We start from the raw sequence: 20,089 nt of genomic DNA on the forward strand, positions 1-20,089 counted from the left end.
CAGCAGACTCAATATCTCTATTTTTTGAATAGTCTTTCTTTATATAGCTATATATAACTATGTTCATATTGCACTTCTTTATATATAGCCATCTTCCATATTGCTATATAGCTTCCTTTCTTTTACTTCCTGTATACCATTTCTTCTATATCACTTCTTTTTTGAACTGACTGTGTTTTTTGCACTGACTGTAGTGTGATGGTCATGCTCACAGTGTTCATGATCTTGGCAATTGGAAATCTCAAAACATTTCTGACATAAGCCATGGTTTTCTACCACCGTATGCCTGAGATGAAAATGATTTTCTTCTGCTAGTGTGCTAATCGCTTGCTCGATAGTCGTGCAGTCACTTTCGGTCACATTGCCACAATTATCACAAATCAACATCACTGAAATATGGCTTGGATTATCGACATGGTGACAAACCACATAGCTGTTCGTGGATTCAATTTTATGAATGAATCCTTGTTCCATGAGGAATTCTAAACCGCGATAAACGGTAGGTGGCTTAGCCTGCGGCTCTATTTCACGCAGTAAATCTAGCAAATCATAAGCACTGATCGCACCGTGTTGCTGCGCAATTAACCGCAAAACAGTCTCTCTTTGTGGGGTCAAACGCACGCCTCGAGACTGGCAAATACGTTCGGCCGTCGTAAGCAGCTTATCTTCACTGATTGTTTTCATCTTGTTTGGCCCCACCTAGATAGCTTCAAGTTTTTATTACTGTTTAGTTTACCATAACTTCCATTTCTGTTGTGTTTGAAATGGTGGTGATGAAATGAACAGTTTTTTTACTAAATTGAATACGCAATTTTAACTTTAATAAAGGTAACGTTAATAAAGAATGAATATCTTATTTAAAAGGTGGTTTTTTTTATTTTAAATAAATCATTAATTGCTGCATTTTAGTTAATCATTGAGTGTTAATTTTAACCAAATAAAAACAATTATTGAAATTCATTGTTACTATTTGACGTTAATTTTAATTAAGACTTATCTTACGCCTCGTTTGTTATGTAGCGATTACGGGTAAAAAAAATACGATTTTCAGAATTTAAATTCAATAAATTTGCATCAGTCTGGATTATTAAGTTGTATTTAAATATAAATATAGGTTTTTATATTTATAGGTTTTTTGCAATATTTAGACATTTTTATAAATGTAAAATGAAGTCTTCATATAAATCTTTCTAAGTAATTTATCATTTCTTCAGATTTAAGTACTCACTCAGTGGATAAAAGTTGTTTGTATGCACTTTGTCGATATAAAAAACCAAGTCAACGCTTTATTTGGGTGATTTTTGACAACATATGTCACGTATGTAGAATTGACATCAGAAAATATCACAAGGTAGTTATCAGAATTCATTTAGTGTTCTATATCAATTTTAATTAATTAATGAATGACTCAGTAATTAATTTAGAAGTGAGAATGTTGGCTTAATGAGTTTTGTTTTTTAAATCACATAAATGAGATGGAGCTCGTTTATATAAAAAAATCTCTAACCTGAATGAAATTCATCAAGTAGGAAAGCTAGAGGAATTTTCAAGGGTGCACTACTTAAGTAAATAGACTTAATTTTGCGTCAATGAAAGCAGGAAAGAGAAAAAAGAGAAATAGCAGTTCCTACTCATTTAAAGGAAAACTTTTATGAAACTGAATAAATTAGCATTAACTCTAGCTTTAGGTTTAGGTGTTGGCGTTTCTGGTGTTGCTTTAGCTGCTGATCCAGCAACTCCTCCTGCACCAGTAGAAAGCTCACAAGGTGAAATCCGTTTTACTGGTTTCATTAATGACGTTCCATGTTCAATCGATGCTGACAACCTGAAGCAATTAGTTGAATTCGGCGAAATCGCGTTACACGAACTGACTTCTAACCAATTCCGTTCAGACAGCAAAGCGTTCGATATCGTTCTGAAAAACTGCTCTACTGAAACTTACAAAAACGCAAAAATCACATTTACTGGTTCTACAGTAAATGGTTTCCAAGGCTTCACTGGTGACTTACTGGGCTTAGGCGGTAAAGTTAAAAACGCTGGTATCATCATCACTAACGGCGCTGATAAAGTTGTTGAATTCGGTAAAGCATTCCCAGGTACTGGTGACGGCTATGCGTTAAACAATGGTGACGGTTCACAAACTACTCTGCACTTCGCTGCATACGTTAAAGGTAACGAAGATCCAACTAAGAAAGCTACAACAGGTCGTTTTGACACTGTAGCTAACTTCAAAATTGTTTACCAATAATAGTCAGTTTCTATAGAGAATAATATGGCGTAGTCATACGCCATATTTCTCATACCGTCTTCATTGTGTTTGTTTGTATAGGCGCATAGTTAATGAAAAGCATGAAGCTAAATCTAATTACAAAATTAATGCTTTTAATGTTAACGCCAATGGTTGCATTCTCTGAAGAGGCCGTTGATTTTAACACCGACTTCATTGATTCTGAAGGTAAAGAAAACGTCGACTTCAGTAAATTCTCTCACGCCAACTATGTCCCCCCTGGGGATTACTCTTTAGCGATTGAAGTTAACCGCGCTAAAGTTTCTATGGAACAACCTATCACCTTTTTTAATCCTAATTACGACGACAAAGTTTCGTTGGCATGTATTACGCCTGAAATTTATGCATTATTGGGATTAAAAAAGGAGTGGAATAGCCAAGTCAAATGGCTAGATGATGGAAAATGTTTGGATATTCGCTCAGTTCCAGATATGACCATTCAAGGCGATTTGGCAAAGAACGTTGTACAGTTCAATATTCCTCAGGCCTACATGGAGTACTCAGACCCTGATTGGGACCCACCATCTCGTTGGGATGACGGGATCATGGGTGCATTTATTGACTATAACGCGACAGGACGCGTTGTTAATAAACAAACCGGCGATAAAGGAACGAAATCAGGTCTGACGGCCACAGGGACAATGGGTGCAAACTTCGGTGCATGGCGTTTGCGTGCCGATTGGCAAACTCAAAATGGTGAGCTGAATAAAGGCAGCAAATCATGGTCTTGGAACCAATTATACGCCTATAGAGCGATTCGTTCACTGAGTGCGCGTTTAACACTCGGGGAGCAATATTTAGCATCAAACTTGTTTGACAGTATTCGTTACGTTGGTGCGAGTTTAGAAACCAACGAATCCATGTTGCCGCCTCGCTTACAAGGCTATGCGCCTGAAATTGCGGGTGTTGCAAAAACAAATGCGACAGTCATGGTAAAACAAGATGGCCGTATTATTTATCAAACAGAAGTTAGCCCTGGTCCATTCCGTATTCAGGATGTGAACTCATTCGGTGGTGGTACGCTGGATGTAGTGATCCAAGAACAAGATGGCACAACAAGCAGCTATCGGGTGGAAACTTCTCGACTGGGTACGTTGACACGCCCTGGACAGCTGATTTATCAATTTGTGATGGGTAAACCGACTAAAGATGACCATGATACTCAAGGCCCTGCATTTAGCATGGGGTCACTCTCTTGGGGGGCGACAAACAATATCACGGTTTATGGTGGTTTACAGGCATCATCTGAATATCAAAACGTTGCATTTGGTTTAGGTCGTGACTTTGCGCCATTTGGTGTGTTATCAGGAAACATCAACATTTCTCGCGCACAAATGGGTCGACTGGATGACAATGAAACGTTAACCGGTAACTCTTATAACCTAACGTATTCTAAGCAGTTTGACGAAATTAACAGTCAGATTACGTTTGCGGGTTATCGATTCTCTGAACGAAATTATATGACCATGAGCCAGTTTATTGATCGTCGCTATAAAGGCGATACGGTCGATAGCGGTAAAGAACTGTATACCATTATCTTTGGTACGGCGTTCCCTGATTATAACGCCAACATGTATTTGAACTATTCGCACCAAACCTATTGGAATAGAGCATCAACGAATCAGTATAACTTTACGCTTTCAAACTATTTTGATATTGGCAAAGTTAAAAATATCAGCCTGAGCTTAACGGCATATAAAACGAAATCACGCGAAAGTGATGATGATGGTATTTATTTAAACCTCATGATCCCATTAGATAAAAATGAGTCGAGCATAAGCTATTCTGGTTCTTATTCTGGGGGGAATAACTCCAATAACGTTAACTATTATAGCCGAATTGATAATCGCTCTTCTTACTCTGTGTCTGCAGGTAACTGGGATAAAGATAAAGTCACGACTGCGGGTACATACAGTTATGATGGCGATAGAAGCCAGCTGAATTTGAGTGGTACCTATATTCAGGATAACCAAACTGCCGTTTCTATGCAGTTAAAAGGCGGTATGACGATGACACCTGAAGGTGGCGCGATACACCGTAATAACTCAATTAGTGGCGGATCCCGAATATTAGTCGATACTAATGGTGTTGCAGATGTACCCATCTTAAATGGAGTAACACCAATAAAAACTAACCGTTACGGTAAAGCGGTGGTCACCAGTGTGATGGACTACAACCGTAATAACTTAAATATTGATCTGAAAAACGTACCGGACAATGCAGAAGCATTGCAATCCACACAGTATGCAACCCTGACAGAAGGTGCCATTGGTTACCGTAAATTTAATGTCATCACGGGTGAGAAATTAATGGGAATTATCAGCTTAGCTGATGGAAGCTATCCACCATTTGGGGCTTCAGTAAAAAATGCGAAGAAAGTAGAAGTTGGAATTATTTCAGATAAAGGTTTTGTTTACTTAGCGGGTGTTAACCCATCAGAGTCGCTTGATGTGGTGTGGGGTGATGATACTTCATGTCATATTCAACTGCCTGAAAAATTAGATAGCAACATGGAGCATGATGTTTTACTGCCATGTAAATAATTAAAAAAAAATTTTTAACGTCAACGGTGAAAATATGAATTTATTAACTAAACGCAATGCGGTCGCAATTTTAAGCGCCTCATTACTGGCTCAGTCAGCTTATGCAGCCATTGCTATTGATAGAACTCGTGTGATTTACAACGAGGGCGATAAATCAGTGAGCGTAGGTTTAAGTAATGAACACAAAATCAGCCCTTATTTAGCGCAAGCATGGATAGAAAACGATAAAGATGAAAAAGTAAATTCTCCCTTTATTGTGACGCCACCCGTACACAGGCTTGAGGCAGATTCAAAAAGCCAAATTAAAATTCAGTCTGTGCCTGCTATCTCTAAATTACCGAAAGATCAGGAAAGTGTTTATTACCTAAACGTGAGAGAAATACCACCGCGCAGTGAAAAAGCCAACGTATTACAAATTGCGTTACAAACAAAAATAAAACTGTTCTATCGTCCTGCTGCGATTGCTACGAAAGAAAGAATGGAAACTATTCCTCAAGAGAATGACATTAAACTGATAAAACAGGGCAGTGGATATATCGTCAAAAACCCAACCCCTTACTTCTTATCAGTCACTAAATTCAGCAAAGGTAAGACGGAAGTTGCCGATTTTGAACCTATTATGGTTCCACCACGCGGTGAAACTAGCTTAGGAAAAAATACAGGGGATATCGGGACATCACCAACCTTAGTATATCTCAACGATTTTGGCGGTACGATTGACTTGAAATTTAACTGCAGCGCGGTTGAGTGTTCTGTCGTACCTAGAAAATAAGGTCTACCGCTATGATGTCTATTAAAAATTTAGCCAAGGTATTATTGATATCATCGACTCTTTTTACGTCAGGTGCCTTTGGATTTTCAGGCTATCTGTATGTAGAAATTAAGGGGGTCGTCTTATCCAAACCCTGCCAGATTAATAATGGACAAGCCATAGAAGTCGATTTTGGCGATGTCATGACTACGCGTATTGAAGGTGAAGTGTATAAACAGCCAATGGATTACACCATTACCTGCAAAGATGGCGTTCAACCAAAATTGAATATGTATATTGACGGCACACCCGCTGTGTTTGACCAGCGGGTGCTTAAAACGAGTGTCGATAATCTCGGTGTCCTTTTTAAGGCGGATGCTAGTGATTTTCCATTAAAAAGTAGGCGCGGTTTTAACTTTGCATCACCAACTAAATTATTTGCAGTATTGGTGAAGAAAAGTGGCGCTGATTTACCAGCGAAAGCTTTTACGGCCAATGCGACACTCAAAGTCGAGTATCAATAAGGGTGATAAACATGCGAGACATTTATAAGCTTATTGGGGTGTTTTTACTGTTTATCTTATTCCCTTTCGCTTCAACGGCGAGAGATAACGAAACGGACATTCTGATTAAAGGTAATTTAATCACCCCGCCGCCGTGCCATATTGATAATGGTAAAGATATTGAAGTGGAGTTTGGTAACGTTTCCATTAAATCCATTCAAGGTAATGCTCAAAAGAGACAAGTGAATTACCAAATCCAGTGTGAAGAAAACAAGAACAACTGGGCCATGTATTTAACATTAAATGGCGCAAAAAGTGCATTTGATACCAATGGATTGAATACTGGCGTTACTAACCTTGCGGTTAAATTTCAACTGGGTGATCAAACTTTAGATTTAGGCAAAAAATATTTAATTAACCCAAGTAACCCTGGGGTACTTTGGGCTGTATTGGTTCGTGATGGCAATAAAGAGCTGAAAACGGGCGACTTTCTTGCAAACGGAACCATGCTAGTGGAGTACCAATAATGAATAAGAAAATACGTTTTGGAATTTTATTTGCATTACTGGGAAACCTCGCTGCAGTAGCAACGATGCCTGCGCAAGCTGCGCAGAATAATATGAAAATCAAAGGAACGCTGGTAAATGCACCTTGTGTGGTGTTACCAGAAAACTCAAAGGTTGAAGTCGATTTTGGTGATATCCGACTGTTGGATATCTATGAGCCGGGATTTCAATTTCCTAATGAATCCTTCACGTTAGTGCTGTCAGATTGCGATTTGACCATTGCCCAAAAGTTGAAAGTGAAATTCTCAGGAACTGAAAACTTACTGTTGCCGGGTTCCCTTGCGTTGGCGGGCAGTGATTTAAACCCAGGACTCGGTATTTTTATTGAGTTGGCGGATGGGACTCCGATGAAAATTAACCAATTTTCATCGCTAATGCCAATCAGCAAAGCGGGTAAGAATGAATTACAGTTTAATTCATTTATCAAAGCGACATCGGATGTTGTGAATAATAAACAAGTGAAAGTCGGTAGAATATCAGCCACTGCAACATTTATATTTGAGTACGAGTAATTTTATTATCAAAGTCTATTGCTTTGATTTAACTAAGCTTTACTAAGTATATAAAGAGAACTGAAATGGGAAAACGAATTCAAAGGTTATTTTTAATACCGTTGCTTTTTATAAGCTCTCTTGGTTATGGGTCGACGTATTTCTCGTATGTTGAAGATATTGTCTCTTCAGGTAGTAGCCATACCTATTATTACCAATTTGATTATTGGAAAGCGAACTCTCCTACGGAACCAAACCCATGTGTTGCTGTTCTAGGTTCTGGTGGTGCTAGGAACTGCTATTTTACGATTAACCATTTACATACAGCTCCAAATATTGGGGGGGCTGGGTCTCGTAAAGACTGGGAGTGTTCCATAAATTTCGCGACTTACAAGACGATGCAATCAATTATCGATGCAGCGCAAAACCAATGTGGTTTGAGTTTTCCTAAAAAAGGGGATAGTCGTCACTCTGGAGCTATTACAGCAGATGAATGTGTCGGTATCTTTTTAGACACGAACCGCACTAGTGGTTCTGCGAAAATGCTACCCGGTGGAATTTGTGGTATTGCACCTCCACCTGCAGGTAAGTGTTATTTCAATTATGTTGCAAATAACCGAATGGAATTAGATCACGGTACATTGAATACTGGGGAGCTGAATGGAAATACGCAACGCGGATTCTTCTCTATTGTTTGTAACCAAAACATGCGAGTAAAAGTTTCTTCAAACATGTTGCAAGAGTACGTGAATTTGCGTCCGAATGGTGAACTGGCGTCACGAGTGACATTGAACGGTCAACCTGCTTGGTTTGGTACTGTTATCAATGCAAGAGCAAATACGAATGAGCTTGTGACAGTAGAATCTGTATTGAAAACGAATGGTACGGTTGCACCGGGTAACTTTAGTGGTGTAATTACACTGGTAATGACCATTCCATGATGTAAAGAAGCAAGAATTTTGTATTCGTCATTTTCCCATGTTGACGGTTTTGCCTACTTAAACGTAAATGTTGGTAGGCTTTTTTTTATCTTTTTTATTTATTCTAAAGTACGTATTTTTAATATAGAACTTATTAAGCTTTATGCTTATTCAACATAGCAAGTGAAGGCAGAATAGGCCTCATCCTTCAAAATATAAACATTATCTTCCATTTTAGTAACATTCACATAATATTTTATTTTATCTTTTTCCAATTGAATGAAATTAGAAAATACTTCATTGGGGGTGCTATCAGAGTTTGTGACTGATGAAGAATTCATTACGATTGCATAATTTCCCTTTTTATCTACTGGCGTATAGGAAAAGTAAATAGCACGATCTAATCGATAAATTGTTTCTTGGTTTTTTATATAACCATAAAAATTCATTCTTCCATTATGATTATCTGAAACCTGCAATGACATTTTAGATTTAAGGATAACACCATCCGGTGTGCCATTTTCTTTTATCCAAACAATTTCAGAATGACAAAGTTTTACATCATCTTTATCTTTTGCAAAGGTCGCATAGGTAATGGGGATAATAACTGCAGCTAGAGCTGCAGTAATAAGATACTTTTTCATTTAAATTCTCTGATCGTTAATGGAAACACAGTCAAACTTATTATTTTTTTCTTTGCAAACACTAATTGCAGCATTTTTATCGAATGAGTAAGAGGCATTGACATCAGAAAGAACAATAATTCGTTTTGGCTCTTCGCAGGCAATATTATATTTATCTAGTTTTTTATTAATAAAATCGAGATTGATTTTTTTTGCCTGTTCATTCATTTTTACCGGTGATTGGAATACGCAATTATCTCGGCTTCCAAACGTTGTATAGCTATTCCTTTCATCACCGGCTGAATTTAGTGAATTGATAAATAAGTAAAATAATCCAATCGAGATGAATGAAATGATAGCGAATAAAAGCATTCTACCTTTTCGATTACCATTTTTAGTGGCGATTTCCTCTGAAATTATAATGGGTTTCGTCTTTAAATCGTCGGTACTTTTACTTATTGGAGTATTAAGTTCTGCGGTTTCATTTTCACCATTTGAAATAGATACTTTTGTAAGTTCGGTATTTTGGGGTATTAGTAAGTTCTTCGATGGGGTGACAAGTGTTTCTGTTATCCCATAATTATCTGAAGTGATAATTTCACTGGATACAGTTTTCTTGTTGTCATTATCCATTGCAATACTGGATAGATGACTATCGATTCTAAATCCTTTTTTGGGAACCGTAACAATTGTTTTTGGATCAATACCAACCAGCTCAAGTTTTTTTCTTATTTCGCTGATATAGGTGTTTAAATTATTATTTGAGCCAACCAGACCATATTCCTCCCAAACATTTGTAAGAAGTTCGTCTCGGGTAGCAATTCCTTTCTTTAAATTTAATAAAAGGATTTCACCAAATAATCGAGCGGCAGGTTTAGATAATTCAATATGTTGATCTGGATCATCTTTTAGAAAAATACGACTTGTCCTGTGCTCAAAAATAAACTTGTTATCGATTGTATAATCATGTTTTTCAATCATAGTTACCGTCAGCTCTCTGAAATTCAAATAATTCAATAGCTAAGCCACTATTAATTAGTGGCTTAGTGTAATTTAAGTTAAATTTATTCTGGGGATTTATATATTTTTATTAATTTAATTATGAGTATAGTCTAAATAGGGATTGGAATAACTTCAAGTATTCGGAGATGAGCTTTTTTGCTATAAATTAGCAAAAATATTGATTTGAATATCATATTGGAGTAATAAACTATATAAAATATTATTGCCAGTTTATTATTATAAATATATTCGTTTTTGTTGTTATATCGGTAGATAAAACTAAATTTCAAGGGCGTTAAGTAGGGTTATTTATAGGAATTATCCTAAGGGATTTCGCTTAATTCTATTTATAGGTCAAATTAACTGATAAGACAATTTATTTCTCAATTTATAAGGCAAGAAAGTAATTTCTTGCCTTATATAATTACGTATTAGTATTTATATTCAATTCCTAGCCAATAGTTGCGACCTTCTTCTATATAGCCATCAGTATATTCATAGGACTTGTCGAACAGGTTGTTGACTGAGCTGTTCACGGATAGCCCATGCCCTAAGTCATAGTCCACGCGGAGATCGGTTTTGGCGAAGCCGCGTACCTTATCTTCGCTGTCCACATAGTTAAATGCCCAGCTTCTAGCTTCTTCTGTAATCGTAATGCTCATCGGCTGATATGGCGTGAATTTCACCCAAGCAAATGCTTTGTGAGTTGGCAGTTCTGAAACATGGCGTACGCTGTAATGTTTCGGGTCAGCGTGGATATAGCTGTAGTTCACACCCGCTTCCATCCAGTCAGTGATCTGCCCTGTGGTACCTAAATCCGCACCGATATAATCCACTTTGCCGCTGTTACGGTTTTGCAGTAATGCGCCACCTTTTTTATTCTCGCCAACATGGTGCGCCATAATGGCATCAGAAACGTGGTTATAGTAAGTGCTTGCGGTGTAGCTCCACTCTGGAGTGAAATGCCCTTTGTAAGTTAAATCAAAGGTCAGTGCGCGCTCAGCATCTAAATGCGGGTTAATGAGGAATGAATCATCATTCTTCATTTTGTTTTCGGTGTAGCGCTCTTTCTGTGTTGGGAAACGTGTTCTTTCAGAAACCGAGAATTGAACGGTATCTTCATTTTCTAAATGGTAACGCGCCATCATCTCCCAGTTAAAGGCATGTTGGTTGTTATTGTCATAATGTTGAACGCCTTCCATTGCGCCCGTTTTTTTATTGTATATATAGCGTTTTCCATCATCACTATCACGCCAGTCATAGCCAATCCCGCCGATGATATCGAGCTTATCAGTCGCAACCCATTGGTATTCCGTGGAGACAGACCAGGTTTGATCTTTATAACGGTCAAATGGATTGGTTTTATTACTGCGAGAGCGATGAACGTCTTCTTTCCAGTGTGCAGCAAATGACAGCATGTCTAATTCACGTACAGTAAAGTCTGCGCGTAGGTCTGCACCGTTACTGTAGTCGTCATAGCGGCTGTAGTTATAATTACCTTTTTGATAATCTTTGACGGATTTGTACTGGTGCAGCGTGTTTTTGAATGAATCGTGGTAAACACGACTTTGCAGGGCAATACCGTCAGTAACTTGGGTGGTGCCATTAAAATAGATGCTTTCTTTATCATAAGCAGGCCACTGCCAGATCTGCTGCTTATCGGAGTTGGCATTCGGTGCACTATTTTTGTCACCATCTTGCTTAATGTAAGTTACCACATACTCATCGGCTTCTCGTGGCGTCCAGCCCATTTTCAACATTAAACGTTTATCATCGGTGGCTGAGTTAGTGCGGCGTCCGTGAGTCCCCGCATAAGGGTTATTATCATCAGAGCTAGGCAGGCCCATAAAGCGCTGCTTATATTGGCTGCCACTGACTTGAATAAAACCTAAATCATTGCGACCACCAAGGCGGGCGCTAACGTTATGGGCATTGTCTGCGCCACGCGCAAAGCCTTGGTTCAGGCTGATATTAGCTTCGAACGGTTTTTTCGGGGTTGCGGTAGTTAAGTTGATGGCACCGCCCATTAAGTTCGGGCCTTGTAACAGGGAAGTATAGCCCGTAGAAAGCTCGACACTCGCCAGTTCACTGGTCATAAAGCGCCCAAGGTCAAGGGTGCCATCATAAGGAACATAGGTCGGGATACCGTCGAAGAAAACAGGTACTTGGCGACTGTCAAAGCCACGCACATTCACTTGAGTTTCGTTTCGGTTACCGGATTTTTGAATCGCTACGCCGGGTAGGGTGCTGAGGGCTTGAGCCACGTTGGTTTTATTGAGTTGCTTCATTTGCGACTCAGTGATCACGTTAGCGTCAGCGGCGAGTGGGGTACTCCAAACTGACATCACATCACGGCTAGCGTCAGCTTGCGCCTGATTTTTCTCTGGAGTGGCGGTTGCTGCTTGCCCGTGTGTTGCGAATAACGCCATTCCTATCAAATAGGTAATTTGTTTTATTTTCATTATTAATAATTTCCAGTTAGTTTTTACTGCGACTGATATCGATATATTTATTTTTATATAACGATAAGCGTCACTTTTGCCATAAAACACCATCCCGCGGCTAGCCGCAGGATAAGGTTTTAAATCTATGTTCTTGGGGGGTTAAGATTTAAATATCTGTACTTTGATGTCTCTCGGGTTTGCGTAATAGGGCGCGGAGGTCACCAATAATGGGACGCCCGTTTGAGCGAAACTTTCGATGGTTTGCAGGTTAACGCCCCCTGCAATGGATAAGCGGCAGCGAGACTTTTTCTCATTCACCAAACGTTGTAATTGCTGAATCTGTTCCACAGGAAGTTTATCCAGCTGAACAATATCGGCGTTGGCATCAATGGCAAGCAGGGCCTGCTGATAGTCATCGGCTTCAACGATGATCTGTTTCTCAGGGGCTGCCGCTCGTAACGTATCAACATGAGACTGCCAATCATTGGGATTTGTAAGGCAGTTGCGATGGTTAGTGAATAATAAGATAGTTTCTGCGCTGCCAGCACGGTGGATAATGCCACCGCCAGCGAGGATCGCGGTTAACGCAAGGGGCTTGGTCACGGGAATGGTTTTTCGTGTGCAAGCAAGCTGCCCATTAGGGCGATATTTTTTTAATATCGTGACCATTTGATGGGTGTAGTGGCTGACACCACTGCACCATTCCAAGACATTCTGGACTGCCTTCCACCCTTGATGTAGTGCTTCAACCGAGCCGGACGCGTGAATTAAGCGGCTTTGTGGATCCACAATATCCCCATCACGAAATAGGCACTCGCTGTGTATGCCCAGCTTTGTGAGCATACGTTGGGCGATATCCAACCCACTGATACAGCCGCCAAGTTTCGAGGTAAAGGTCATGGTGCCTTGCTGGGTATGTAAGCCAAGGGCGCGGCTGGTGAGATCCCCATACTGGATATCGTCAAGAAGCAGCTGGTCAATCAGGGTATCAGGCAAGTAGATCATAATGTCAGTTCCGCTTCATCCACCACATCCCACGACACCATAGCCCAATCGCGAGATGGGAACGGCAGAGTTTTGCCGTCTGCGGTTTGTTTCTCGTAGTAAGCGCGAAGTTTTTCAATTTCTTCTTCGGTGAGATCTTTGAGAGACCAATTTACGCTATCGATAAACGCATCCACGTTATCGAATCCACCTCGATTTGGACTTTTAATAAAGTCGACACGGGCGTGGATCCCCATTTGATGCAGGACATTCACAGCATAGATATAGGTTGGCAGGCTAACCACTTCGCGCCCAATTTCACGGATAATTTTTTCATCGATAAATGTCGGGTTAACGGTGTGGGTGGTATACACGCGTAAGTTAGTTTGGCGGTTGAGCTTTAACATTGCGGTTTTTAAGTCATCTACGAGGGTAGAGCGGGAGGCCACCGAAATATCGGCTTTTGGTAAATCGTCCCAGCTATCTTCCCATGCAAGGGTTTTAAATTGTGCATTGGTGACGTTCATCTCTTTGGCACGAATATTGGCCATTTCGAGCATACCTGCGCTGTAGTCAATGCCGGTGACAGATTGAAATTGGTTAGCGAGATAAAGGCTAATGGAGCCGGGGCCGCATCCCACATCCAGCAAGGTTTTTGCACCCGTAAAATCCATTAATTGGCGAAAGCGAATTAAGTATGGATCGTTCGGATTGGCACAATTTTGCGCCATTTGCTGGGCTTTTTTATCCCAATGCTCCGGCTCTTTGCGTGTGCGTTGGGCTTGTTGCATATGCTGCTGATACATCGCGGCAAAATCGAGTTGGTGAATAAGCATGACGCTTTCCCTTAACAAGTAAAATTGATTGGAAGCTGAAAATGCGCCGTAATACTCGGTGCATCGATATTATAAAGTTCTGCCAAGTTAGTAAGCGTTAACATACTTTGAGTCGAGCCTTGCCGTGCCTGCTGTTGTTTGTTTAATAAAATGACATGGTCGGCAATGGCGGCAGCATGTTGGGGGTGATGGGTGGACATCAACACCGTGATCCCATGTTGCTTTAACGCTTCGATATGCTGTAACAGTCGAATTTGGTTGCCAAAATCGAGGCTAGCTGCGGGTTCATCCATAATCAATAACTTAGGTTTTTGGACTAAGGCTCTGGCAATTAAAACCAGCTGTTTTTCTCCTCCGCTGAGGGTGCTATACAAGCGCTCTGCAAGGTGAGCAATACCAAATTGGGTCAATTGCTCCATGGCACTGGCTTTTTCTTTTCCCCCCGGTACGCTGAACGCAGAGAGATAGGGGGTGAGTCCCATCATCACCATATCTACCACTGAAAACGTAAAGGGCGTGTCGTGAGCTTGGGGTACGTAAGCAATCACTTTCGCGATATCTCGCTGTTTCAGTCGGTTGATGGATTGCCCTTGCAAGTATATATCCCCATCAATGGCAGGAAGTAACCCTAATAAGGTTTTCATTAAGGTGGTTTTTCCACACCCATTAGCGCCCAGCAAGCAGGTCATCTCACCTTCAGGTAAATGCAGGTTAATGCCTTCGATAATGGCTTGGCGGTGGTAGCCAATCGCCACATTGTCTAAGGTTAAAATACTCATTTAACCCGCCTTGTTTGCAGCAAAATGGCTAAGAAAAAGGGCGCACCCACGGCAGAGGTTAAGATCCCTAGCGGTAACTCAATGGCAGCAATGGTGCGAGCTAGCGTATCGGTGATCAGCAGTAAAATAGCGCCGATGGCCATTGCCGCAGGGAGTTGATAGCGAAAGTTAGCACCCACTATCATTCGCGTAATATGGGGAACAATTAGCCCCACCCAGCCAATAATACCGGCAATCGACACGGTGCTGGCGGTAATCAGTGTTGCGCTAATAATCAAAATGGTGCGATTGAGCGTGACATTTACGCCTAAACTTTTGGCTTCTTCATCGGATAAACTCAGCAAATTCATGCGCCAACGCAGCATCAATAAGGGGATAAAACCCACTATCATGATGGGCAGGACTGACCATAAATCTTGCTGAGTAATAGAGGACAAACCACCGAGCAGCCAGAACGTGATAGAAGGGAGTTGAGTGTAAGGGTCGGCTAAAATTTTCATTAACGAGATGGCAGAACCGCAAATCGCACTGACTGCAACTCCAACCAGCACAAGGGACAGAATGGGGTCGTGCTGGCGGGCTAGACGAGCAATCAGATACATCACTGCCACGGTGATAAGTCCACCCACAAAAGCAAACAGTTGGATAGAAACCAGAGACTGTCCGAGAAATATCCCCAAAACCGCCCCCACGCCTGCTCCTGCCGAAACACCAAGAATATCGGGGGATACTAGCGGGTTACGAAACATCCCTTGATAAGCTGCGCCAGCAATCGCCAGCCCGCCACCAATTAAGATGGCAGCTAAGACACGCGGAAAGCGAATTTGCCAAAATACCGTATTACTACGAGGGTCATCGACGGGCGCTTGGATAAACAAGCGATATAGCTCTTCCAAGGTTAGTGAGTATTTACCACTGGTTAATGCCATCAGAAAACAGAGCAGCAAAATAGCCATCAATAATAATGGCTTGGTTTTGGTGTTGAGCCAGCTCGCCGTCATGACCTTTCCATTAGCAAGTCGACCTGCTCTTGAGTGAGCGATGAGTGGTAGAACAGCACAAAAAATTGTCTGAGATCGTGAGTCATCGTCTCTTCAATCGCTTTATCAAAGTGACTCTGTAAGCGTCTCATGCCCAGTAAACGGTTGATCCCCGGCGGGCCATCTAGCCAACCGAATGGCATACCACTGAATACAAAAAGGTTATTCGATGTGATGGCTTTGAGTCCTGCCCATAATGGCGAGTGAGTGATTAATTCAACGGATTCATCATATTGGGTGATGATGATATCGGGCTCCCACTGGTACAGTTGTTCCATCGAAACATCGGTCAAACCGTGGAAATTGTTGATGTCCACCACATTGCGAAAACCGAGCATTTCGATGGCTTCTGTGTGAATAGAGCCTTTTGTGCCGGTTTGTAGCCCTTTTGCACCTCTGGCGAGGTAAAAACTGAGGGGCTTTTGTTGTTGAGTCAGTGCAAATTGCTGCGCATTGCTAAGATAGCGTTCTGCTACCATACTCAGTTTTTCAGCCTGCTGGTTGACATTCAATAGGCGACCGAGCTGGCGAAGCTGTTGCGGGGCATCAATCAGCTTGCCGTCCATCAGCAAATACGGGATCCCCGTCTGTTTGGCGACTTTTTCTGCTTGGGAACGGTAGGTTTCATCGATATTGCCAGTATCGAGGATCAAATCAGGATGGTAAGCCAATAATTGTTCAAGGGATAACGTGCTACCGCGTCCCGCAAGACGACCATAAACAGGCAAATTCACCCATTGTGGCGCAAACAGTTCACTGTTCCCTTTTTTCAAGTTAATAGAGGCAAAACCCACCATTTTTTCTGGGGCGAGGGCAAACATCAGCAAGTCTGCGGGCGGGCCCGCCGTGATCACTTTTTGAATGTTACTGCTTACAGGTAAAGTACCGAATAATGCCTCTGCGACAGGGCTGCGACTAAATGCAGGTAAACTGTAGAATGCTGCAAGGACAGCGCAGGATTGGATAAAATGTCTTCTGTTCATTGCCATAATCAATATCGTTATACTTATATTTATATAGCGCGAAAATTAGCGAAGTCAGGCAACAGAGTCAACAGTAAAAATGAGATAGTACTGAAAAGTCGATGATTCTGTGATTTAAAGCAATATCAAGGATTGATATCCACAGGCAGATCGCAGAACATAGCGAAATATAACGGCGTATTATAGATAATCTGGGATATATGAAGAATAAAAGACCTTCTTTGCAAGATGTAGCCGACCAAGTCGGTATCACAAAAATGACGGTGAGCCGTTTTCTGCGTAATCCTGAGCAAGTTTCAGAATCCTTGCGCGGGAAAATTGCCAGTGCAGTGGAGAAATTAGGCTATATCCCAAACAAAGCGCCCGATATTTTGTCTAATGCGACAAGCCACGCCATCGGCGTTCTATTGCCATCATTAACCAACCAAGTTTTTGCAGAAGTGATCCGCGGTATTGAAGCCGTCACCGACAAACACGGTTATCAAACTATGTTGGCGCACTATGGTTATCGCGCAGAAAAAGAGGAGGAGCGCCTAACCTCGCTACTTTCTTATAATATTGATGGCGTGATTTTAGCGGAACGTACCCATACTGAGCGCACTCTGCGCATGTTAAAAACGGCGGGGATCCCCGTTGTTGAGATTATGGACAGCATTTCGCCTTGTTTTGATGCCGCGGTAGGCATTGATAACTTTGAAGCGTCTCGCCAAATGACGCAGGCGATGATCGACCGTGGCTGCAAAAAAGTGGTCTATTTAGGGGCGAGGCAGGATGAGCGGACAATCATCCGCTTGGAAGGTTATGAAAAAGCCATGCTCGATGCCAAACTGACTCCGCGTAATTTAATGACTCAAGAGAGCTCCTCTTATTCTCTAGGCGCACAATTACTTCAAGAATGCCGCGTAAAATACCCCGATACTGATGGGTTATTTTGTACCAACGATGACTTAGCCATCGGCGCTATTTTTGAATGTCAGCGTTTAGGGATCAATGTCCCCAACGATTTGGCCATTTCTGGCTTCCACGGACATGACGTAGGGCAGGTCATGACGCCAAAACTCGCCAGTATCTTAACCCCCCGTGACCTTATGGGACGCAAGGCGGCAGAAGTGCTGCTGGCAAGGATGCGCGGTGAGAAATTATCGCAGAAAAAATTCGATGTTGGTTTTAAGTTACTAACTGGTGAAAGTATCTAGCAAGGTTGCATCGAGTCAGCAAAAGATTATTGCGATTACCATCACAATTCCGCTGTTTTCTTCACCTATCTAATTGCTAAATAAATATCCACTAGCAATAATGTTACCCGTAACCTGTTACCGGTAACATGCAATCAGGGCACCGGAATAACAACCTAAATTAAATTTCAAATCTAGAATTAAATAACCTCTTTTCAACACCCGAGGAGTTTCCTATGAGTGATACCCAAAATCAAAACTACACATTTGTCTTAATGGGGGTATCGGGTAGCGGCAAATCCGCAGTGGCGAGTGGCGTTGCTCAGCAGTTACAAGCTGCTTTTTTAGACGGGGACTTTTTGCACCCGAAATCCAATATTATGAAAATGGCTTCTGGACATGCGCTGAATGACGACGACCGTCGTCCATGGTTAGAAGCGCTGAACGGTGCCATTTTTGCAATGCAAAGAACCAATCAAGTTTCTCTGGTTGTGTGCTCTGCATTGAAAAAGAGCTATCGCGATATTCTTCGTGAAGATAATAAAAATCTTTATTTTATCTATCTGAAAGGCGATGCCGCAGTGATTGAAGAGCGTTTAAGAGCGCGTCGTGGTCACTTCTTTAAACCAGAAATGTTGAAATCACAGTTCGATACACTGCAAGAACCAGATACCCAAGAAGCCGACGCTTATGCGGTTGATATCCGTCCTGCACTTAATGAGGTTATCGACAATACCTGTGCCACCATTCGTCAAATCATGACGGGAGATAAAGCATGAACGCACCAGTAGAAACATTAAGTACCTTAACATTGGTACTGACCGCCGTTGGCTCGGTGGTGTTATTGCTATTTTTAGTGATGTACGCGCGTTTACACGCTTTTGTGGCATTAATGATTGTGTCGATTGGCGCGGGTCTATTTTCTGGTATGCCAGTCCAAGATATTACCGCAACCATGCAAAAAGGGATGGCAGGAACTCTAGGATTCCTCGCTATCGTCGTGGCCTTAGGTGCCATGTTCGGTAAAATCCTGCATGAAACGGGCGCATTGGATCAGGTCGCTCATAAGCTATTAGACCTTTTTGGTGAAAAGCGTGCGCATTATGCAGTTGGTGTCGCGGGTCTTATCTGTGCATTACCGCTGTTTTTTGACGTCGCAATTGTTTTACTCATCGGCGTGGTCTTTGCGGTAGCAAATCGCACTGGTCACAACGTGGTTCGCTTAGCTATTCCTCTGTTTGCCGGTGTGGCAGCCGCGGCAGCCTTCCTGCTACCAGGGCCAACACCAATGCTGGTGGCCTCACAAATGGGAGCAGATTATGGCTGGATGATCTTAATTGGTCTGTGTGCGGCTATTCCAAGCATGATTTTAGCAGGACCACTGTTTGGTAGCTTTATCAGTAAATTTGTTAGCATTGAAATTCCTGCTGACTACCAAGCACCACAAAGCTCTAACGGCAAAATGCCAAGCTTTGGTTTCAGTTTGAGCCTCGTATTGTTCCCATTATTGCTGGTCGGTTTAAAAACCATCGGGACTCACTTTGTGGAAAAAGGCTCGAATCTAGAGAACTGGTTAGAGTTTATTGGCCATCCATTTACTGCATTATTACTGGCATGTTTGCTGGCAATTTATGGCTTAGGCTTCCGTTACGGTATGGACAAAGAGCGCGTGATGGCGGTCTGTTCTGCGGCAATTCAACCGGCGGGTATCATCCTGTTAGTGACTGGTGCAGGTGGGGTATTCAAACAAGTGCTGGTGGACTCAGGTGTAGGCCCAGCATTAGGTGACTCACTGATTGGCGCAGGTTTACCGATTGCTGTCGCGTGTTTTGTCTTAGCGGGTGCAGTACGTGTTATCCAAGGTTCTGCGACTGTGGCATGTTTAACGACAGTTGGCTTAGTCCTACCTGTTATCGGTGAGCTAGGTTACTCTGGCGCACAACTGGCGGCATTAGCGATTTGTATCTCTGGTGGTTCATTAATTCTGAGCCATGTGAATGACTCCGGTTTCTGGTTATTCGGTAAATTTACAGGGGCAACTGAAGCTCAAACCTTAAAAACGTGGACCATCATGGAAACGATTTTAGGAACGACGGGTGCGATTGTCGGGATGATTTTCTTTATGTTCCTGTAATTCCAATATTTTTAATATCGCTAATAAT

Annotated in this window: 19 protein-coding genes; 10 read left to right on the top strand and 9 right to left on the bottom strand. The window is 41.8% G+C overall.

Annotation, left to right across the window (positions count from 1 at the left end; translation table 11 throughout):
- Window positions 1-150: 150 nt before the first annotated feature.
- The gene (gene zur, locus LDO73_RS02075; RefSeq protein ID WP_224059977.1) at window positions 151-684 is read right to left on the bottom strand and encodes a zinc uptake transcriptional repressor Zur; all 534 of its coding nucleotides are present in this window, start codon (window positions 682-684) and stop codon (window positions 151-153) included.
- A gap of 967 nt (window positions 685-1,651) precedes the next feature.
- On the opposite strand from zur, the gene LDO73_RS02080 reads away from it, so the two are divergent.
- From LDO73_RS02080 to LDO73_RS18175, 7 genes are all read left to right on the top strand, one after another.
- Window positions 1,652-2,248: a fimbrial protein gene (locus LDO73_RS02080; protein WP_224059978.1), complete on the top strand. Its 597-nt coding sequence runs from the start codon at window positions 1,652-1,654 to the stop codon at window positions 2,246-2,248.
- A gap of 92 nt (window positions 2,249-2,340) precedes the next feature.
- On the top strand, window positions 2,341-4,830 hold the full coding sequence (locus LDO73_RS02085) for a fimbria/pilus outer membrane usher protein (RefSeq protein ID WP_224059979.1): 2,490 nt from the start codon (window positions 2,341-2,343) through the stop codon (window positions 4,828-4,830).
- A 34-nt stretch (window positions 4,831-4,864) separates the two neighbouring features.
- Window positions 4,865-5,602, top strand: coding sequence for a fimbria/pilus periplasmic chaperone (locus tag LDO73_RS02090; protein ID WP_224059980.1), 738 nt, complete (start codon window positions 4,865-4,867; stop codon window positions 5,600-5,602).
- An 11-nt stretch (window positions 5,603-5,613) separates the two neighbouring features.
- The gene (locus LDO73_RS02095) at window positions 5,614-6,105 is read left to right on the top strand and encodes a fimbrial protein (RefSeq protein WP_224059981.1); all 492 of its coding nucleotides are present in this window, start codon (window positions 5,614-5,616) and stop codon (window positions 6,103-6,105) included.
- 11 nt (window positions 6,106-6,116) lie between these two features.
- Window positions 6,117-6,611 carry a fimbrial protein gene (locus LDO73_RS02100; protein WP_126458441.1) on the top strand — a complete coding sequence of 165 codons (495 nt, stop codon included), beginning with the start codon at window positions 6,117-6,119 and terminating at the stop codon, window positions 6,609-6,611.
- Entirely contained in the window at window positions 6,611-7,162 is a 552-nt protein-coding gene (locus LDO73_RS02105; protein WP_224059982.1) for a fimbrial protein, read from the top strand. Before LDO73_RS02100 ends, LDO73_RS02105 begins: the two co-directional genes overlap by 1 nt.
- Window positions 7,163-7,227: 65 nt before the next feature.
- Complete coding sequence (locus LDO73_RS18175; protein WP_423810868.1) at window positions 7,228-8,082, top strand: hypothetical protein; 855 nt, start codon at window positions 7,228-7,230, stop codon at window positions 8,080-8,082.
- Between the two features lie 146 nt (window positions 8,083-8,228).
- Here LDO73_RS18175 and LDO73_RS02115 read toward each other — a convergent pair whose 3' ends face one another.
- The 8 genes from LDO73_RS02115 to LDO73_RS02150 all read right to left on the bottom strand — a co-directional run bounded on the left by LDO73_RS02115 (window position 8,229) and on the right by LDO73_RS02150 (window position 16,758).
- Window positions 8,229-8,705 (bottom strand): FidL-like protein, encoded by a 477-nt coding sequence (locus LDO73_RS02115; RefSeq protein WP_224059984.1) that lies wholly within the window; start codon window positions 8,703-8,705, stop codon window positions 8,229-8,231.
- Entirely contained in the window at window positions 8,706-9,665 is a 960-nt protein-coding gene (locus tag LDO73_RS02120; RefSeq protein WP_224059985.1) for a winged helix-turn-helix domain-containing protein, read from the bottom strand.
- A 452-nt stretch (window positions 9,666-10,117) separates the two neighbouring features.
- Window positions 10,118-12,148 carry a TonB-dependent receptor plug domain-containing protein gene (locus LDO73_RS02125; RefSeq protein ID WP_224059986.1) on the bottom strand — a complete coding sequence of 677 codons (2,031 nt, stop codon included), beginning with the start codon at window positions 12,146-12,148 and terminating at the stop codon, window positions 10,118-10,120.
- A gap of 141 nt (window positions 12,149-12,289) precedes the next feature.
- Window positions 12,290-13,135 (bottom strand): ModD protein, encoded by an 846-nt coding sequence (modD, locus tag LDO73_RS02130; protein WP_224059987.1) that lies wholly within the window; start codon window positions 13,133-13,135, stop codon window positions 12,290-12,292.
- Window positions 13,132-13,950 (bottom strand): class I SAM-dependent methyltransferase, encoded by an 819-nt coding sequence (locus tag LDO73_RS02135; protein ID WP_224059988.1) that lies wholly within the window; start codon window positions 13,948-13,950, stop codon window positions 13,132-13,134. Before LDO73_RS02135 ends, modD begins: the two co-directional genes overlap by 4 nt.
- Before the next feature lie 11 nt (window positions 13,951-13,961).
- On the bottom strand, window positions 13,962-14,729 hold the full coding sequence (locus LDO73_RS02140) for an ABC transporter ATP-binding protein (protein WP_224059989.1): 768 nt from the start codon (window positions 14,727-14,729) through the stop codon (window positions 13,962-13,964).
- Window positions 14,726-15,730, bottom strand: a complete 1,005-nt coding sequence (locus tag LDO73_RS02145) for a FecCD family ABC transporter permease (RefSeq protein WP_224059990.1) — start codon at window positions 15,728-15,730, stop codon at window positions 14,726-14,728. Before LDO73_RS02145 ends, LDO73_RS02140 begins: the two co-directional genes overlap by 4 nt.
- Window positions 15,727-16,758 (bottom strand): ABC transporter substrate-binding protein, encoded by a 1,032-nt coding sequence (locus LDO73_RS02150; RefSeq protein ID WP_224059991.1) that lies wholly within the window; start codon window positions 16,756-16,758, stop codon window positions 15,727-15,729. The genes LDO73_RS02145 and LDO73_RS02150 overlap by 4 nt, the downstream gene beginning before the upstream one ends.
- Before the next feature lie 194 nt (window positions 16,759-16,952).
- Here LDO73_RS02150 and gntR point away from each other — a divergent pair, with 194 nt between their 5' ends.
- The 3 genes from gntR to gntU all read left to right on the top strand — a co-directional run bounded on the left by gntR (window position 16,953) and on the right by gntU (window position 20,061).
- A complete protein-coding gene (gene gntR / locus LDO73_RS02155) occupies window positions 16,953-17,948 on the top strand; it encodes a gluconate operon transcriptional repressor GntR (RefSeq protein WP_224059992.1) in 996 nt (331 codons plus the stop codon).
- A gap of 215 nt (window positions 17,949-18,163) precedes the next feature.
- Window positions 18,164-18,706, top strand: coding sequence for a gluconokinase (gntK, locus tag LDO73_RS02160; RefSeq protein ID WP_036955343.1), 543 nt, complete (start codon window positions 18,164-18,166; stop codon window positions 18,704-18,706).
- On the top strand, window positions 18,703-20,061 hold the full coding sequence (gene gntU / locus LDO73_RS02165) for a gluconate transporter (protein ID WP_224059993.1): 1,359 nt from the start codon (window positions 18,703-18,705) through the stop codon (window positions 20,059-20,061). The genes gntK and gntU overlap by 4 nt, the downstream gene beginning before the upstream one ends.
- Window positions 20,062-20,089: the final 28 nt, after the last annotated feature.

This window comes from Providencia alcalifaciens (genome assembly GCF_915403165.1).
Lineage (GTDB): Bacteria > Pseudomonadota > Gammaproteobacteria > Enterobacterales > Enterobacteriaceae > Providencia > Providencia alcalifaciens_C.

Excerpts from the sequence above, each read along its gene's own strand:
- gntU (WP_224059993.1), top strand. The coding sequence starts at position 18,703 with ATGAACGCACCAGTAGAAACATTAAGTACCTTAACATTGGTACTGACC.
- LDO73_RS02135 (WP_224059988.1), bottom strand. The coding sequence starts at position 13,950 with ATGCTTATTCACCAACTCGATTTTGCCGCGATGTATCAGCAGCATATG.
- modD (WP_224059987.1), bottom strand. The coding sequence starts at position 13,135 with ATGATCTACTTGCCTGATACCCTGATTGACCAGCTGCTTCTTGACGAT.
- LDO73_RS02115 (WP_224059984.1), bottom strand. The coding sequence starts at position 8,705 with ATGAAAAAGTATCTTATTACTGCAGCTCTAGCTGCAGTTATTATCCCC.
- gntK (WP_036955343.1), top strand. The coding sequence starts at position 18,164 with ATGAGTGATACCCAAAATCAAAACTACACATTTGTCTTAATGGGGGTA.
- LDO73_RS02150 (WP_224059991.1), bottom strand. The coding sequence starts at position 16,758 with ATGGCAATGAACAGAAGACATTTTATCCAATCCTGCGCTGTCCTTGCA.
- LDO73_RS02140 (WP_224059989.1), bottom strand. The coding sequence starts at position 14,729 with ATGAGTATTTTAACCTTAGACAATGTGGCGATTGGCTACCACCGCCAA.
- LDO73_RS18175 (WP_423810868.1), top strand. The coding sequence starts at position 7,228 with ATGGGAAAACGAATTCAAAGGTTATTTTTAATACCGTTGCTTTTTATA.
- LDO73_RS02090 (WP_224059980.1), top strand. The coding sequence starts at position 4,865 with ATGAATTTATTAACTAAACGCAATGCGGTCGCAATTTTAAGCGCCTCA.
- LDO73_RS02100 (WP_126458441.1), top strand. The coding sequence starts at position 6,117 with ATGCGAGACATTTATAAGCTTATTGGGGTGTTTTTACTGTTTATCTTA.
- zur (WP_224059977.1), bottom strand. The coding sequence starts at position 684 with ATGAAAACAATCAGTGAAGATAAGCTGCTTACGACGGCCGAACGTATT.
- LDO73_RS02080 (WP_224059978.1), top strand. The coding sequence starts at position 1,652 with ATGAAACTGAATAAATTAGCATTAACTCTAGCTTTAGGTTTAGGTGTT.
- gntR (WP_224059992.1), top strand. The coding sequence starts at position 16,953 with ATGAAGAATAAAAGACCTTCTTTGCAAGATGTAGCCGACCAAGTCGGT.
- LDO73_RS02105 (WP_224059982.1), top strand. The coding sequence starts at position 6,611 with ATGAATAAGAAAATACGTTTTGGAATTTTATTTGCATTACTGGGAAAC.
- LDO73_RS02085 (WP_224059979.1), top strand. The coding sequence starts at position 2,341 with ATGAAAAGCATGAAGCTAAATCTAATTACAAAATTAATGCTTTTAATG.
- LDO73_RS02095 (WP_224059981.1), top strand. The coding sequence starts at position 5,614 with ATGATGTCTATTAAAAATTTAGCCAAGGTATTATTGATATCATCGACT.
- LDO73_RS02120 (WP_224059985.1), bottom strand. The coding sequence starts at position 9,665 with ATGATTGAAAAACATGATTATACAATCGATAACAAGTTTATTTTTGAG.
- LDO73_RS02145 (WP_224059990.1), bottom strand. The coding sequence starts at position 15,730 with ATGACGGCGAGCTGGCTCAACACCAAAACCAAGCCATTATTATTGATG.
- LDO73_RS02125 (WP_224059986.1), bottom strand. The coding sequence starts at position 12,148 with ATGAAAATAAAACAAATTACCTATTTGATAGGAATGGCGTTATTCGCA.